Source organism: Bradyrhizobium sp. Ken51, assembly GCF_055807435.1.
Map to the genome: position 1 here is coordinate 164610 of NZ_JBVVPB010000012.1, position 15484 is coordinate 180093.

A 15484-nucleotide genomic window follows, 5' to 3' on the forward strand; every position below is an offset into this window, starting at 1 on the left:
CGTGGGCAGCGATAGAGTTTCAGGACGTTTGGAGATGTCCTTCGAGGTGTCGTTGCAGGCGCGGTCAGCAGTTCACGAGGATTTTGGGCCTGGATTTGTGGTCGAATGTTGCGGTTCGGCTCAACCGCATACCTCTCCCGATGGCGCTATCGGCGCGGTCACCTCGGAAAGGAAGAGGAATATCGTTCGACCGATCTAAACCTCAAGGTCAAGCTCTTTGAGAAGCCCATTTTCGATGGCTGACGCAATTAGTCGACTGGGCCCCCGAGCTTTCTCTCCTAGCAACTCGACCCGGTAGCGTGCGCGACTGACGGCGACGTATAATCGGTTGTGTGAGACATAGGAAAGAAAGCTCTTGCTGCTGAAGTTTTCGTTGTCCGCCGTTGGAGGGACGCGGCCGCCGTCAACCCCCACAATGATTGCGGCGTGAAACTCAAGTCCTCCAACGAAATCCGCGTGACCTACGACCCACTGTGCAGCCTCGCGTGCGGCGCCCACGGCGCTAGCGTCGCCTCGTTTAGTCAAGAGAAGGGTAGGCTTATTTCGACCCTTCGCGTAATCGGTAAGTTCGGTCACAAGAGCCTTGCTCAGACTGACGATCAAAATATCGCTCCGGCGACACCCAAGTTCTCTTTGAAGTATCTCGGCGCGCTCGAACGTTCCAGCAATCAACGCCTGCTCATTTGCAACATGGTAGTAGATCGGCTCAGAGCAAAGTCGTTCGTCTACTTCGGTGAAGCCAGATGCTGCGGCTTCCATCGGATTATCGAAATTAGTAAAAAGCGTCGCCCCAGAGGACAGAATGGCAAACGCTAGATTTACGATATCAGGCGAAGATCTGAATACCGTACGAACGACTTCGCTTTGCTCATCCGCGTGGATGCCGCGAGAATCCGCCAACGTGTTTGCGATATCTTCGGTACTCCACCCTCTGTCTCCTACGGCTTGGGATTTATCTACCGAGTAAGCGATAGGGTGCGGCCCTTCCAGGCGGGTAAAATAATGAAATAGCTGAAGCTCATTGATGTTGAATAAATGCGTCTCGTCAACCAGCACTGCGTCATAGCCGTCACGTGTGCGCCTTCTGCGCCAGATAGGGGTGTCGAGTTGGCCTATGGTTGTCAGAACGACATCATCGGTGTCAAACTGACCAGCATTATTTAGGTGATCGTGGTAGAATCTGAAAATCGTAAAAATGAAGCCTTTGCCCTGATGTAATTTTCGAGGATCGTAGCCGGCGTTTGAGAATAGAGAATACTGTTCGGCAGTTCGATAGTCTTTAGAGCAGATTCTGTTCTCGACGAAAGGTCACTGGCTATTCTCGACACGATTAGTTCATAGCCATCTACTCGTAACCAGTCCGCAAGCGAGACAATGGGCGCATAATTGAGAACGTTGTACTTGTCCTGCTCAAGGTCGCATCGCGCTGTGAGAACGATGCCGTCAACTCTACATTTTGGATACCGTTCGGCCCTTGCACAGGAGAAAATTGATCCTTGGTTTAGTTGGCCCAAGAGGGGTGGTTTGATAGTCATGGCTAGAACTCAGCGGCGGAAAGATAGCGAATTTCAGATCTGCAACCTAAATGATAGCTAGTCTTTCAGACTATCCACGCCCCGCGCTCACGTTGCATCGCAAACAAAAACGGCCGGATCTTCCGATCCGGCCGCAATGCAAAACTCTTCCGGCTCAGCCTACGCCACCCGACGCAAGCCCTCGCCCAATTCGAAAATTCTTAGCTCGCCTTCTTCTCCGGCGCGGGAGTCGGGCCGACCTTCTTCTGGATGGCGCGCTTCAGCTCGAGGGCGCGCGGCGACAGCACGGCCGCCTTGGCCTTGAGCAGGAAGGGATCGAGGCCGCCATTGTGGTCGACGCTCTTGATCGCGTTGGTGGAGACGCGCAGGCGCACGTTGCGGCCCAGCGCTTCGCTGATGAAGGTCACGTTGACCAGGTTCGGCAGGAAGCGGCGCTTGGTCTTGATGTTGGAGTGGCTGACCGTGTGGCCGACCTGGGGGCCCTTGGCCGTCAATTCGCAGCGGCGAGACATGGCAAAATCCTCAATCTTTCCCAACGATGTGCGGCCGCCATTCGGGGCGCCACGGGCAAATTCTCTGTCCTTGCAGGGAGCGGGCGGACGTATAGGGGGGAAGCGGCGGGACGTCAAGGCGACGGGCCGTTTTTGGCCCGTCGTTCCCCCATTGCGCGCTTGCGCAATGTGGGCGCGCGAGAGCGCGAAACCGGGATCTCGAGCGGCATAAAGCGGTGTCATCGCCCGCCTTGCCGCCTTCGCTGAAGCTTCGGCGGGCCGAGCACCCGTGTGGGCCTCGGCGTAGCCTTGGCGGAGCCGGGACCGGGCGATCCAGTACTCCGAGACGGTACGGCTGACCAGAGGGGCCGCGGCGTACTGGATGCCCCGGTCAAGCCGGGGCATGACAGTGGAAAGGGAGGAGAGAGGTGCGCGCTTCTGACCCGCCCCGATCACCAAAACGGCAATGATTATCGCGCCTTACCATCACATAAAGGGCGTATTCGCGCCCGAAGAGTCCAGTGGAGTTCCGGACGCCGATAGGCCCGGACACATTGCCTGGCGCGGTTTTTCGCTTAAGTAACAACCGTTCGCGCCCCGATTGGATTGTTTCGTGCTCACAACGCCTCATCTTGCGCCAAGTCTGCGTCCAAATGAGCTGCGCCCAAATGAGCTGCGCTCAGCGGAGCGGCGCGCAAGTCATCCGCGCTCTGCCGGCCGCTGGGTCATGGTGGCCCTTTTCGGGCTGGTCTTGGCGTGGGCGGCGGAGCCCGCGGCGGCGCAAGGCAAGCTCGAGGCGCAATACGAGGCGACGCTGGCGGGCATTCCGGTCGGCAAGGGCGCCTGGAACATCGACATCCAGGACGACGTGTTCGCGGCCGCGGCCTCCGGCGGCACCTCGGGGCTTTTGAAATCGTTCGCGGGCGGGTCCGGCACCGGCGCCTCGCAGGGCCGCGTGGTCAACGGCGCGCTGGTCGCGACCGGCTACCAGGCCTCCACCACCACCTCGAAGAAGACCGAAGAGATCCGCATCACGCTCGACAAGGGCAATGTGAAGGATTTTGCCATCCTGCCGGAGCCGCCGGTCGATCCAGACCGCATCGTCGTCACCGACGCGCATCGCCGCGGCGTCTGGGATCCGATGACGGCCTCGCTGGTGCGCGTATCCGGCACCGGCGACGTGCTGTCGGCGGACGCCTGCCACGGCAGCGCCGCCGTGTTCGACGGCCGCATGCGCTACGAGCTCAAGCTCGATTTCAAGCGCATGGAAAACGTCAAGGCGGAAAAGGGCTATCACGGCCAGGTCGTGGTCTGCTCGCTGTATTTCGTGCCCATCGCCGGCTACATCCCCGACCGTCCGGTGATCAAATATCTCGCCGCCCAGCGCAACATCGAGGTCGCGTTCGCGCCGATCGCCGGCACGCGCATCCTGGTCCCGTTCTGGCTGAAAGTGCCGACCCCGCTCGGGCCGGCCATGCTGGAAGCCACCAGCTTCATCACCACGGCGCAGCCGCCCAGGGTGGCGAAGACTCAGTAGGGCTGGCGTCCCGCGCCGAACTCCCCTTTTTGGCAAAATAAACACGAATGATTTCAACGACATGCCTACTGTGCATGGGGTTGTTTTCGCGCTTTTTGTGGGGGCGAGGACGGGAATCCATTTGACTCCTCCCCGATTCTGATTCGACTCCGCGCCGTCCCCAGCTTTAACGAATCCGCCACCGAAACGTCGCTTGTGCGGCGGGCCAAAACTCCATCTAGTGCGAACCCAATAAGCCTCCCGCGACATCTTGCGTGAACGGAACAGGACTCAAGGGGGAGTCAGCGATTCGGCCGCGATTCGTTCTCAACTCGTTCCGAAGCTTAAAGCCAACGGGAAAAGCGTCGCAAAGTGAGACAGTTGCGCGGGATCTGGGGAGGGGCGCCGCATTCTCCGCTGTCATGCCCCGGCTTGACCGGGGCATCCAGTACGCCGCGCCCTCTCGGTTTGATCTGCGCCGCCTCTGGAATACTGGATCGCCCGGTCGAGCCGGGCGATGACAGCAGTGTGTGAGGCCAGCCCTTCGCGCCACCGCCCCAAAACAGCACTGACATTCGCCCCAATCGCCATTACCTAATCCCCCAGATGCCTTTTTCCTCCTCCCCCTTCGCTTCCGATCGGCTTCCCGGCGCCGGCGTCACTGCGGTGCTTGGTCCCACCAACACCGGCAAGACCCATCTCGCCATTGAGCGGATGCTCGCGCATCCCTCCGGCATGATCGGGCTGCCGCTGCGCCTGCTGGCGCGCGAGGTCTACAACAAGATCGCCGCGCGGGTCGGCCCCGATGCCGTCGCGCTGGTGACCGGCGAGGAGAAGATCAAGCCGAAATCGCCGCGCTACTGGGTCTCGACCGTCGAGGCGATGCCGCGCGATCTCGACGTCTCGTTCCTCGCCGTCGACGAGGTGCAGATTGCATCTGATCTGGAACGCGGCCACGTCTTCACCGATCGCATCCTCAACCGCCGCGGCCGCGACGAGACGCTGCTGCTGGGCGCTGCGACCATGCGACCGATCATCGAGCGGCTGCTGCCGGGCGTTTCCATGATCACGCGGCCGCGGCTGTCGCAGCTGGAATTCGCCGGCGACCGCAAGATCACGCGGCAGCCGCGCCGCACCGCCATCGTCGCCTTCTCGGCCGACGAGGTCTACGCCATCGCCGAGCTGATCCGCCGCCAGCATGGCGGCGCCGCCGTGGTGCTGGGCTCACTGTCGCCGCGCACCCGCAACGCGCAGGTCGCGATGTTCCAGAACGGCGAGGTCGATTACCTCGTCGCCACCGACGCCGTCGGCATGGGCCTCAATCTCGACGTCGACCACGTCGCCTTTGCCTCCGACCGCAAGTTCGACGGCTACCAGTTCCGCCGCCTGACGCCGTCCGAATTCGGCCAGATCGCCGGCCGCGCCGGCCGCGCCACCCGCAACGGCACCTTCGGCACCACCGGCCGCTGCGCGCCGTTCGAGCCCGAACTCGTCAATGCGCTGCAGAACCACACCTTCGATCCCGTGAAGGTTTTGCAATGGCGCAATTCGAAGCTGGATTTTGCCTCCCTCGGCGCGCTCCAGGTCTCGCTGAACCTGGCCCCCGGTCACGAGGCGCTGACGCGCGCGCCCATCGCCGAGGACATGCGCGTGCTCGACCACGCCGCCCGCGACGCCGAGGTGCGCGATGTCGCACATGGCAAGGACGCGGTGGAACGGCTGTGGGAGGCCTGCCAGGTCCCGGATTATCGAAAGCTGTCGCCGGCCGCCCACGCCGAGCTGGTGACGACGCTGTACGGCTTCCTGATGCGGAAGGGATGCATCCCCGACGCCTGGTTCAGGACCCAGATCGACCAGGCCGACCGCGTCGACGGCGATATCGACACGCTGTCGGCCCGGATCGCGCAGATTCGCACCTGGACCTTCGTCGCCAACCGCCCCGACTGGCTGAAAGACCCGGAACGATGGCAGGGGATCGCCCGCGAGGTCGAAAATAAATTATCGGATGCGCTCCATGAACGCTTGACTGAGCGTTTCGTTGATCGCCGGACCAGTGTATTGATGCGCCGCCTGCGGGAGAACACGAGCTTGAATACGGAAATCGGCAAGACCGGCGAAGTCATCGTCGAAGGCCATGTCATCGGCCGCCTCGATGGCTTCACCTTTGCACCGGATGCGGCGGAAGCCGGCTCCGATGCGAAAGCGTTGCAGGCTGCAGCGCAGGCCGTGCTCGCCGGCGAGATCAACGCGCGCGCCGAAAAACTGGGCAATGCGCCGGACGAGCAGTTCGTGCTGACCTCGGAAGGCATCATCCGCTGGACCGGCGACGCCGTGGCGCGGCTGTCTGCCGCAGAGGACGCGCTGCATCCGCGCATCCGCATCATCTCCGACGAACGCCTCACGGGCGGTCCTCGCGACAAGGTGCAGGCCCGGCTCGACCTCTGGCTCAAGACGCATATCGAAAAGCTGCTCGGGCCGCTGTTCGAGCTCAGCAAGGCCGAGGACGTCACCGGCATCGCCCGCGGCATCGCCTATCAGCTCGTCGAGGCGCTCGGCGTGCTGGAGCGCCCGAAGATCGCCAACGAGCTGAAGGACCTCGACCAGCCCTCGCGCGCGACCTTGCGCAAATACGGCGTCCGCTTCGGCGCCTATCACCTCTATTTCCCCGGCCTGCTCAAGCCGGCCGGGCGTGCGCTGGCCGCGCTGCTCTGGGCGCTGAAGCAGGACAATGTCGATCCCTCCGCGCTGTCGGGCGCGCAGCATCTGGCGAGCTCCGGCCGCACCTCGTTCCCGGTCGACAAGCAGCTGCCGCGCGACGCCTATCGCGTGCTCGGCTACAAGCAGGCCGGCGAGCGCGCCGTCCGCGTCGACATCCTGGAGCGCCTGGCCGATCTGATCCGTCCGGCGCTGGCCTGGCGCGAGAACGCGTCCGGCGAAAAGCCCGCCGGTGCGTTCGACGGCCGCAGCTTTGTCGTGACGCAGGCGATGACGTCGCTCACCGGTTCGGCCGGCGAAGATTTTGCCTCCGTGCTGCGCGCGCTCGGCTATCGCATGGACAAGCGTCCGCCGCTGCCGGCGAAGCCGGTTGTTGCGGAAACGCCGGCTGCGGAAGCAAGCACCGAAGCTCCGGCAGAGACGCCGGTCGAGGACGCCGCAGCGCCTGCGGATGCCTCGATCGAAGCCGCCGCCGAGCCTGTGACCGTCGAAGACGCGCCAGGGATGGAGCAGCACGACGAGCCCGCGCAGGATGAGCCGGCGCTTGAGGCTTCCGTCACGCCGGAAGACGCTCCCGGCATCGCGCCACCGGAAGAAGAAGCTGCAGTCTCCACTGAAGCTGCCGCTCCTGCCGAAGCCGCTCCTGCGGAAACCGCGCCCGCAGAAACTGCTGCAACCGAAGCCGCTGCGTCGGCCGATGCGGCAGCACCCGTGGAGGCCGCGGCCGCACCCGCCGAGCCCGAGCTCATCGAGGTCTGGCGTCCCGCCGGCCGTCACGACGATCGCAAGCCGCGCCACGAGCGCCATCGCAACCAGCGCCATCACCAGCCGCGTCCGCAGGCGACTGCGGAAGCCGGCACTGCTCCTGCCGAAGGCGAAGCCCAGCCTGCCGCCGACGGCGAGAAGCGCGGTGAGCGTCATCGCCATGGCGGCGGTCATCGTCGCGATGGTGGCAGAGACTTCCGCAAGCCGCGCGAAGGCGGCGCCGAAGGCGCGCCACGTCCCGAGGGGCGCGACGACAAGAACCGTCGCTTCGAAGGCAAGAATGGCGGCAACAAGGACCGCGACAACAAGGATCGCAACAAGGGCAAGTTCGGCGGCGATCGCGACAAGGGCCGCGACAACCGCGGCCGCGACCGCGACAAGGGCCGCGACCGCCAGGGTGGACCGTCGCTGCGCCCCTACGCATCGAGCGCCACCCCGCGTGAACGCGATCGTCTGGTCGATCCGAACTCGCCGTTCGCGAAGCTCGCTGCGCTGAAGGAGCAGCTGTCCGGGCGCAAGGAGTAGCGCAGCGTTTTCAAGCGAAGTGCGGAGCGGTTCGCGTGAAGAAGACGCGTCAGAAGGAATAGAGTCACGACCGAGCGGCAGCGCATCGACAAATGGCTGTGGCACGCGCGGGTGGTGAAGGCGCGCACCTCCGCTGCCGAGCTTGTCGAGTCCGGCCATGTTCGCGTCAACGGCGCACGCGAGAAATCGCCGGGGCATGCGATCAAGATCGGCGACGTGCTCACCGTCGCGCTCGATCGCACCGTGCGCGTCTTGAGAGTCGTCGCCTTCAACGAGCGCCGCGGCGATGCTGCCTCGGCTCGTGTGCTCTACGAAGAGCTGAGCGAAGGCCATCCGAATTCTCAGCGCAATTAATTGCGCTTTGAATTCATTTCTTGGTCGATCAAGCGCATAAAGCCGTCATGATCGGCCGTTCCTGAGCTTGCGGCGCCGGGCCATCCGCGCTACGCAAGCCGCGACTTTTAAAAGAGCTTTTCGGAGCGTTGGATGACTTACGTCGTCACTGAAGCGTGCATCAAGTGCAAGTACACCGACTGCGTCGAGGTCTGCCCGGTCGATTGTTTCTACGAGGGCGAGAACATGCTCGTCATCCATCCTGACGAGTGCATCGACTGCGGCGTGTGCGAGCCGGAATGCCCCGCCGATGCCATCAAGCCGGACACGGAACCGGGCCTGGAAAAGTGGCTCACCGTCAACGCCGACTATGCCAAGAGCTGGCCGAACATCACCCAGAAGAAAGAATCACCCGCCGACGCCAAGGATTTCGACGGCATGGAGGGCAAGTTCGACAAGTATTTCTCGCCGAACCCCGGCTCCGGCGACTAATTCGGGTCAAACTTAACCCTATTAGCGGCGTAACCGCTGAAAACCAGCCCTTAAGACCCCTAAATCATTGATTTTTGCGGGAAATGTGCTATATTGGGCACATTGAGCCGAACCCTGGTTAGCCCCGTCGGCCCCGTTGGGTTCCCGTGAAACCAAATGTCGAACAGGGGCGTGGCAGTTTCCGCGCGCAGGCTGTGTCACAGAAAACGCGTAAAAAGAGTACTTCAGCGAAGGCTTCCCATAAGGACGCCAAGAAAGTCGCCGCGGCCAGCCGTAGCGCATCCAAGGGTCGGACCGCGACGAAGGCGCCGGCTGCAAAGTCCTCGAAGAACAAAAGAAGCGCAATGCCTCACAAGACTGCCAAGCCGGCCGCGAAAGCGACCGTTGCCAAGCCTGTTGCCGCCAAGCCTGCCGCCAAGCCCGCTGTTGCCAAGGCTCCCGCTGCCAAGGCTCAAGCTGCCAAGCCCGCCGCGCCGAAGGCTCCTGTTGCGGCTGCTCCTGCCAAGGCTCCTGTCGCTGTCGCCAAGCCGGCCGTGAAGCCCGCGGCTGCTGCGCCGAAGGTCGAGGAAAAGAAGGTCGTGACCCAGCGCCAGGGCTTCAAGGCCAACGAATTCGTCGTCTATCCCGCTCACGGCGTCGGCCAGATTCTGGCCATCGAGGAGCAGGAGATCGCCGGTGCGAAGCTCGAGCTGTTCGTCATCAACTTCATCAAGGACAAGATGACGCTGCGCGTGCCGACCGCCAAGGTCGCCAATGTCGGCATGCGCAAGCTGTCGGAGCCCGCGCTGGTGAAGCGTGCGCTCGAGACACTGAAGGGCCGTGCCCGCGTCAAGCGCACCATGTGGTCGCGCCGCGCCCAGGAATACGAAGCGAAGATCAATTCGGGCGACATCGTCGCGATCGCGGAAGTCGTGCGCGACCTCTATCGCTCCGAGTCGCAGCCCGAGCAGTCCTACAGCGAACGCCAGCTCTATGAAGCCGCGCTCGACCGTCTCTCCCGCGAGATCGCGGTGGTGCAGCACTCGACCGAGACCGAAGCGGTCAAGGAGATCGAGGCCCAGCTCGCCAAGAGCCCGCGCCGCACCGGCGCCAAGTCTGAAGCCGCCGAAGGCGAGGCCGATGCGGACGCCGAGGGCGATAGCGACGAGACCGATGGCGGCGCCACGGTCGCCGACGAGGCCGCGTAAGCGTCTCGCGCGTTCATCACAACCAAGCAAAAGCCCGGCCGCTTGGCCGGGCTTTTTGTTTTGGGCGCCGGATGATCTTGCTCGGTCCGTAGGGTGGGCTAGCCGAAGGCGTAACCCACCATGCTGCCGCAAAGAAGTGGTGGGTTACGCTTCGCTAACCCACCCTACAAAGTTGACCAACCTCACTTCACCGGCCGCTTCTCGAGCTTCCGCGCCAGCGTCCGACGGTGCATCCCGAGCCGTCTTGCCGCTTCCGAGATGTTGAAATCGGTCTCGATCAGGGTCTGGTGGATGCGTTCCCATTCCAGCGTTTTGATCGATGTCGGCCGGGCGTCGAGCGCGACCTCGGCATTGCCTGCAGCCTTGTTGAAGGCGGCCTCGATGTCGTCGGTGTTCGACGGCTTTGCCAGATAGTGGCATGCGCCGAGCTTGATGGCCTCGACGGCGGTGGAGATGCTGGCAAAGCCCGTCAGCACCACGATCAGCATCTCCGGATCGTGCGTGTGCAACAGCTCGACGCAGGCCAGCCCCGAGGCGCCGCCGAGCTTGAGGTCGACGACGGCATAGCCGAACGATCGCTCCTCCAGGACCTTCCGCACGTCCTCGATCGAGGCGGCGAGCACGACCTCGTAGTCGCGGCGCTCGAACGAACGCTTCAGGGTGCGGGCGAAGCCGGCATCGTCCTCGACGACGATGAGCGAACGGTCAGGCGTCAAAACTGCCTCCGATCGCGAGCGTGGCGAGCGGCAGCGTAAGGCGGACCGTGGCGCCGCGTTTCCTGTGGTTCTCGGCGGTCACGCTGCCCCCTAACTTGCGCACGACGTTTACCACCAGGAACAGGCCGAGCCCGCCGCCGGCGCGGCCCTTGCTCGACTGATAGGGCTTTCCGATCTGTGCCAGCATCTCCGGCGCAAAGCCGGGGCCGCGATCGCTGATCGACAGCACGAGATGATCGCCCTCGCGCCCGGCAACGAGCTCGACCCAGTCGCGCGAGACCTCGTAGGCGTTGTCGAGCACGTTGAAGATCACCTGCTTCAGCGCGACGTCCGAGACGATCGCTACGTCCTCGCCGAAGGTGTTGACGAAATATAGCGTGCGCGCCGAGCGCGCGTCGCGCCACTCTTCCACCAGCGCGGTGACGAAAGCCGCCACCGTCGTCGGCGACGATCCTTCGCCGCGGGCTTCGCCCGCCGACACCAGGATGCCTGTCACGATCGACTTGCAACGTTGCAGCGAGGTCTCCATCTCCGCCAGGTCCTCAGCCAGCTCCTGATCGGCGGCGAGGTCGGGCATGCGGCGCCAGTCGCCGAGGATGACCGAGAGCGAGGCGAGCGGCGTGCCGAGCTCGTGAGCCGCGCCGGAGGCGAGCAGACCCATGCGCACGATATGATCCTGCTCGGCGGCATGCTGGCGCAGCGCCGCCAGATGCGCGTCGCGCTCGCGCAAATTCCTGTTGATGCGGGTGACGAACACCACCAGCAGCACGGCATTGAGCACGAAACCCAGCAGCATGCCGGCCACCGTGAGCGTGTAGGTCTCGCTCAGCGGGTTCGGCGGCAGATCGAGCGGCCGGTAGGCGACGGTCAGCCAGACGAAGCTCGCGCAGGTCAACGCGACCAGCGACCAGGTCGAGCGGCCATCGAGCAGCACCGCGCCCAGCGTCACCTGGAGCAGGAACAGCGAGGTGAAAGGATTGGTAGCGCCGCCGCTGAGGTAAAGCTGCGCGGTCAGCGCGGCGACGTCCAGCATCAGGGCGACCAGCAGCTCGTTGTTGGTGATCGCGGCGCGATGGCGCACCCAGACGAGGCTGGAGATGTTGAGAAATATCAGTGCGCCGATCACCGCGCCCATGCGGGTGAGGGGCAGGGGAATGCCGAGCCAGACATGCACGCCGCCGATGGTCACGATCTGGCCGACCACTGCAGTCCAGCGCAGCTGGATCAGCAGCGCCATGTTCTTGCGGTTGGTCTCGTCGTCGGTCGGCGCAGCGCCGATCAGCTCGCTGCGCGCGTCCGCCTGCGATTGCAGCGTGACGGCGCCATGCGTTCTTCCGTCGTCAGGTGGGCTCGACGATCGTTCCAGCATCTGATCCCGTCCTGCGGGCGACAGCATCGGAGCCGCGGGCCGCTTCGTGGACGAAGCCGCTCCAGGGCTTCTTGCGGCGGAACAGCCCGCCGCCGAACGTGACGATAAGTCTGCCGGCCAGCATGAAAGCCAGGGCAAACCACGTCACCGCGTAGATCAGGTGGTTATTGGGAAAGCTGATCACGGTCAATCCGCCGATTGGGCCGCTGCCGGATTGTGATCGAGCGTCGGCATCGATGAAAAAGGGCGCGAAATGGTCGAGGCCGCGTGCCGCCGCAATCGCTGCGACATCCCGCGAGTACCACCGATTGTGTTCAGGCACGTTGGTTCTGAGGAATCCGCCCTTTGGCTCCGTCACGCGAAAGAGGCCGGTGATCTCGACCGGGCCTTGCGGATTGCCGTCCCGGCGCGTCGAGGCGTCGCGCCGGTCGGAGGGCACGAAGCCGCGGTTGACCAGGATCAGCGTGCCGTCGTCGCGCCTGAGCGGTGTCAACACCCAGTAGCCCGGGCCTTCTTCGGTGACGGCCTGAACCAGCGTCTCGCGGTCATGCAGGAAACGGCCGCTGACGCTGACGTGCCTGTATTCGTCGCTTGCGGCGGAGACGGTCGGCCATGCCGCCGGCGAGGGGATCGGCTGGGCCTGAGCATGAACGCGCTGCTCGACGCGATCGATCAGCGCCAGCTTCCAGGCTCGGCGCTCGATCTGCCAGACGCCGAGCGCGATCAGAAGCGCAATAGCCGCGAGCGAGAGGACCGCGAGCCACCAGGACGGGCGCGCGGCCTTTCCGCGAGCCCCGTCTGTCTTGCTTGCCACGGCCCTAGTCTCGTTCATTTCATCCCGGTCATCTGGTGGATCGGCATCATGTTGCTGTTGAGGTGGTTCATCACCCACAGCGAACCGGACAGCGCGATCACCACCATGACGATGGTGAAGATCAGCGCCATCATGCTCCAGCCGTTTTCGGACGTCGTGTTCATGTGCAGGAAGTAGATCATGTGCACGACGATCTGCACCACCGCGAAGGCCATGATGACGAGCGCGGTGATCTGCTTGCTCGGAAGCGCGCCGCTCATCACCAGCCAGAACGGGATCGCGGTGAGCACGACCGAGAGCACGAAGCCGAGCATGTAGGTCGAGAACGAGCCGTGAGCGTGGCCATCGCCATGGTGGTGATCGTCCGCGTGGGCGGCGTGAGTATCGGTGTTCATCGCAAAACTCCCAGGAGATAGACGAAGGTGAAGACGCCGATCCAGACCACGTCCAGGAAGTGCCAGAACATCGACAGGCACATCAGGCGGCGGCGGTTGGCCTCGATCAGGCCGAACTTCCAGACCTGCACCATCAGGGTCACCAGCCAGATCAGGCCGCAGGAGACGTGCAGGCCGTGGGTGCCGACCAGGGTGAAGAAGGCGGACAGGAAGGCGCTGCGCTGCGGCGTCGCGCCTTCATGGATCATGTGGGCGAACTCCGACAGTTCGATGCCGATGAAGGCGGCGCCGAACAGCCCGGTGATCGCCAGCCACATCTGGGTCTGCGCGATCTTGTTCTGCTGCATCGTCAGCATCGCAAAGCCATACGTGATCGACGACAGCAGCAGCATCGAGGTGTTCACCGCGACCAGCGGCAGCTCGAACAGATCCTTCGGCGCCGGCCCGGCGGCGTAATTGCCGCCGAGCACGCCGAAGGTGGCGAACAGGATCGCGAAGATGAGACAGTCGCTCATCAGATAGATCCAGAAGCCCAGCGAGGTGCTGTAGCCTTCCGGATGCGGGTGTTCGTCGGCGAGGTAGAACACCGGTTTGCCGGTTTGCGTGGGATTGACAGCGACAGTCATTTACTTGGCTCCGGCGAGCAGTTTGGTGCGCGCGTCTTCGGCCCGGATGACGTCGTCGGCCGGAATGTCGAAATCGCGGTGATAGTTGAAGGTGTGACCGATGCCGACGGCGAGCATCGCGATGAAGCTCGCGGCCGCCAGCCACCAGATGTACCAGATCAGACCGAAGCCCATCGCGGTGGCAAGGCCGGCGAGGATGATGCCGGTGCCGGTGCTGCTGGGCATGTGGATCGGCTTGAACCCAAGGAGCGGGCGCTGATAGCCGCGCTTCTTCATGTCCCACCACGCGTCATTGTCGTGAACGACGGGCGTGAAAGCGAAGTTGTAGGCCGGCGGCGGCGAGGAGGTCGCCCATTCCAGCGTGCGCGCATCCCAGGGATCGCCGGTGACGTCCTTGAGCTGCTCGCGCCTGAGGAAGCTGACGGCGAACTGCATCAGCATCGAGAGGATGCCGAGGAAGACCAGGAAGGCGCCAATGCCGGCGACGATGAACCAGATCTGCAGGCTCGGGTCGTCGAACACACGGAGCCGGCGGGTCACGCTCATCAGGCCGAGCACATAGAGCGGCATGAAGGCGAGGTAGAAGCCCGTGACCCAGAACCAGAACGACAGCTTGCCCCAGAACGGGTCGAGCTTGAAGCCGAACGCCTTCGGGAACCAGTAGCCGATGCCGGCGAACGCGCCGAAAACGACGCCGCCGATGATCACGTTGTGGAAGTGAGCGATCAGAAACAGGCTGTTGTGCAGGACGAAGTCGGCCGGCGGCACCGCGAGCAACACGCCGGTCATGCCGCCGAGCACGAAGGTCAGCATGAACGCGATCGTCCACATCATCGGCAGCTCGAAGCGGATGCGGCCGCGATACATCGTGAACAGCCAGTTGAACATCTTCGCGCCCGTCGGGATCGAGATGATCATCGTGGTGATGCCGAAGAAGGAGTTGACGCTGGCGCCCGACCCCATCGTGAAGAAGTGGTGCAGCCAGACCAGGTACGACAGGATGGTGATGACCACCGTGGCGTAGACCATCGAGGTGTAGCCGAACAGCCGCTTGCCCGAGAAGGTCGAGGTCACTTCCGAGAAGATGCCGAAGGCGGGGAGAACCAGGATGTAGACCTCGGGATGACCCCAGATCCAGATCAGGTTCACGTACATCATCGGGCTGCCGCCGAAATCGTTCGTGAAGAAGTTGGTGCCGACGTAGCGGTCGAGCGAGAGCAGCGCGAGCACGACGGTCAGAACCGGGAAGGAGGCGACGATCAGCACGTTGGTGCAGAGCGCGGTCCAGGTGAACACCGGCATCCGCATCATGGTCATGCCGGGGCACCGCAGCTTGACGATGGTGCAGATCAGGTTGATGCCGGACAGCGTCGTTCCGACGCCCGCGACCTGCAATCCCCATATGTAATAGTCGACGCCGACATCCGGACTGTAGCCGATGTTCGATAGTGGCGGATAAGCCAGCCAGCCGGTACGGGCGAATTCGCCGATGAACAGCGAGGCCATCACCAGCACAGCGCCGCCGACCGTCATCCAGAAGCTGAAATTGTTCAGGAATGGGAACGACACGTCGCGCGCACCGATCTGGAGCGGCACGACGAAGTTCATCAGGCCGGTGACCAGCGGCATCGCCACGAAGAAGATCATGATCACGCCGTGGGCGGTGAAGACCTGGTCGTAGTGATGCGAGTTGAGATAGCCCTCCGAGCCGCCGAAGGCGAGCGCCTGCTGCAACCGCATCATCAGCGCGTCGGCGAAGCCGCGCAGCAGCATCACGATGCCGAGGATCATGTACATGATGCCGATGCGCTTGTGGTCGACGCTGGTGAACCACTCGCTCCAGAGATAACCCCAGACGCGGAAATAGGTCAGGCCGGCGACCATGATGAGGCCGCCGGTCGCGACCACGGCAAAGGTGCCGACGACGATCGGCTCGTGCAGCGGCAGCGATTCGAAGGTGAGCCGGCCGAAGATGAGCTTGAGAAGATCAGGAGACATGCGGGAT

The 15484-nt window shown here is 63.5% G+C and carries 13 protein-coding genes; 5 read left to right on the forward strand and 8 right to left on the reverse strand.

The window, feature by feature from the left end:
* Window positions 1–195: 195 nt before the first annotated feature.
* Together AC0L27_RS21310 and rpmB are read right to left on the reverse strand one after the other, a co-directional pair.
* Window positions 196–1056 (reverse strand): hypothetical protein, encoded by an 861-nt coding sequence (locus AC0L27_RS21310; protein WP_473320236.1) that lies wholly within the window; start codon window positions 1054–1056, stop codon window positions 196–198.
* Between the two features lie 679 nt (window positions 1057–1735).
* On the reverse strand, window positions 1736–2047 hold the full coding sequence (gene rpmB / locus AC0L27_RS21315) for a 50S ribosomal protein L28 (protein WP_026232426.1): 312 nt from the start codon (window positions 2045–2047) through the stop codon (window positions 1736–1738).
* Between the two features lie 706 nt (window positions 2048–2753).
* On the opposite strand from rpmB, the gene AC0L27_RS21320 reads away from it, so the two are divergent.
* The 5 genes from AC0L27_RS21320 (at window position 2754) to AC0L27_RS21340 (ending at window position 9559) form a co-directional block, all read left to right on the forward strand.
* A complete protein-coding gene (locus AC0L27_RS21320; protein WP_354207475.1) occupies window positions 2754–3563 on the forward strand; it encodes a DUF3108 domain-containing protein in 810 nt (269 codons plus the stop codon).
* A gap of 585 nt (window positions 3564–4148) precedes the next feature.
* Window positions 4149–7547, forward strand: a complete 3399-nt coding sequence (locus AC0L27_RS21325) for a helicase-related protein (protein WP_473320241.1) — start codon at window positions 4149–4151, stop codon at window positions 7545–7547.
* Between the two features lie 84 nt (window positions 7548–7631).
* A complete protein-coding gene (locus AC0L27_RS21330; protein ID WP_354063698.1) occupies window positions 7632–7901 on the forward strand; it encodes an RNA-binding S4 domain-containing protein in 270 nt (89 codons plus the stop codon).
* A 132-nt stretch (window positions 7902–8033) separates the two neighbouring features.
* Entirely contained in the window at window positions 8034–8372 is a 339-nt protein-coding gene (fdxA, locus tag AC0L27_RS21335) for a ferredoxin FdxA (RefSeq protein WP_275172752.1), read from the forward strand.
* Between the two features lie 344 nt (window positions 8373–8716).
* Window positions 8717–9559: a CarD family transcriptional regulator gene (locus AC0L27_RS21340; RefSeq protein WP_354207480.1), complete on the forward strand. Its 843-nt coding sequence runs from the start codon at window positions 8717–8719 to the stop codon at window positions 9557–9559.
* Window positions 9560–9741: 182 nt separating this feature from the next.
* Here AC0L27_RS21340 and AC0L27_RS21345 read toward each other — a convergent pair whose 3' ends face one another.
* From AC0L27_RS21345 to cyoB, 6 genes are read right to left on the reverse strand one after another with little or no spacing between them, the layout of a single operon-like run.
* Window positions 9742–10275 carry a response regulator transcription factor gene (locus AC0L27_RS21345; protein ID WP_007599266.1) on the reverse strand — a complete coding sequence of 178 codons (534 nt, stop codon included), beginning with the start codon at window positions 10273–10275 and terminating at the stop codon, window positions 9742–9744.
* The gene (locus tag AC0L27_RS21350) at window positions 10265–11644 is read right to left on the reverse strand and encodes an ATP-binding protein (RefSeq protein ID WP_354063458.1); all 1380 of its coding nucleotides are present in this window, start codon (window positions 11642–11644) and stop codon (window positions 10265–10267) included. The genes AC0L27_RS21345 and AC0L27_RS21350 overlap by 11 nt, the downstream gene beginning before the upstream one ends.
* A complete protein-coding gene (locus AC0L27_RS21355) occupies window positions 11616–12476 on the reverse strand; it encodes an SURF1 family protein (RefSeq protein WP_354063460.1) in 861 nt (286 codons plus the stop codon). The genes AC0L27_RS21350 and AC0L27_RS21355 overlap by 29 nt, the downstream gene beginning before the upstream one ends.
* Window positions 12473–12853 carry a cytochrome o ubiquinol oxidase subunit IV gene (gene cyoD / locus AC0L27_RS21360; protein WP_275172757.1) on the reverse strand — a complete coding sequence of 127 codons (381 nt, stop codon included), beginning with the start codon at window positions 12851–12853 and terminating at the stop codon, window positions 12473–12475. The genes AC0L27_RS21355 and cyoD overlap by 4 nt, the downstream gene beginning before the upstream one ends.
* Window positions 12850–13479 carry a cytochrome o ubiquinol oxidase subunit III gene (gene cyoC, locus AC0L27_RS21365; RefSeq protein WP_354207485.1) on the reverse strand — a complete coding sequence of 210 codons (630 nt, stop codon included), beginning with the start codon at window positions 13477–13479 and terminating at the stop codon, window positions 12850–12852. The genes cyoD and cyoC overlap by 4 nt, the downstream gene beginning before the upstream one ends.
* Entirely contained in the window at window positions 13480–15477 is a 1998-nt protein-coding gene (cyoB, locus tag AC0L27_RS21370; protein ID WP_354207487.1) for a cytochrome o ubiquinol oxidase subunit I, read from the reverse strand.
* Window positions 15478–15484: the final 7 nt, after the last annotated feature.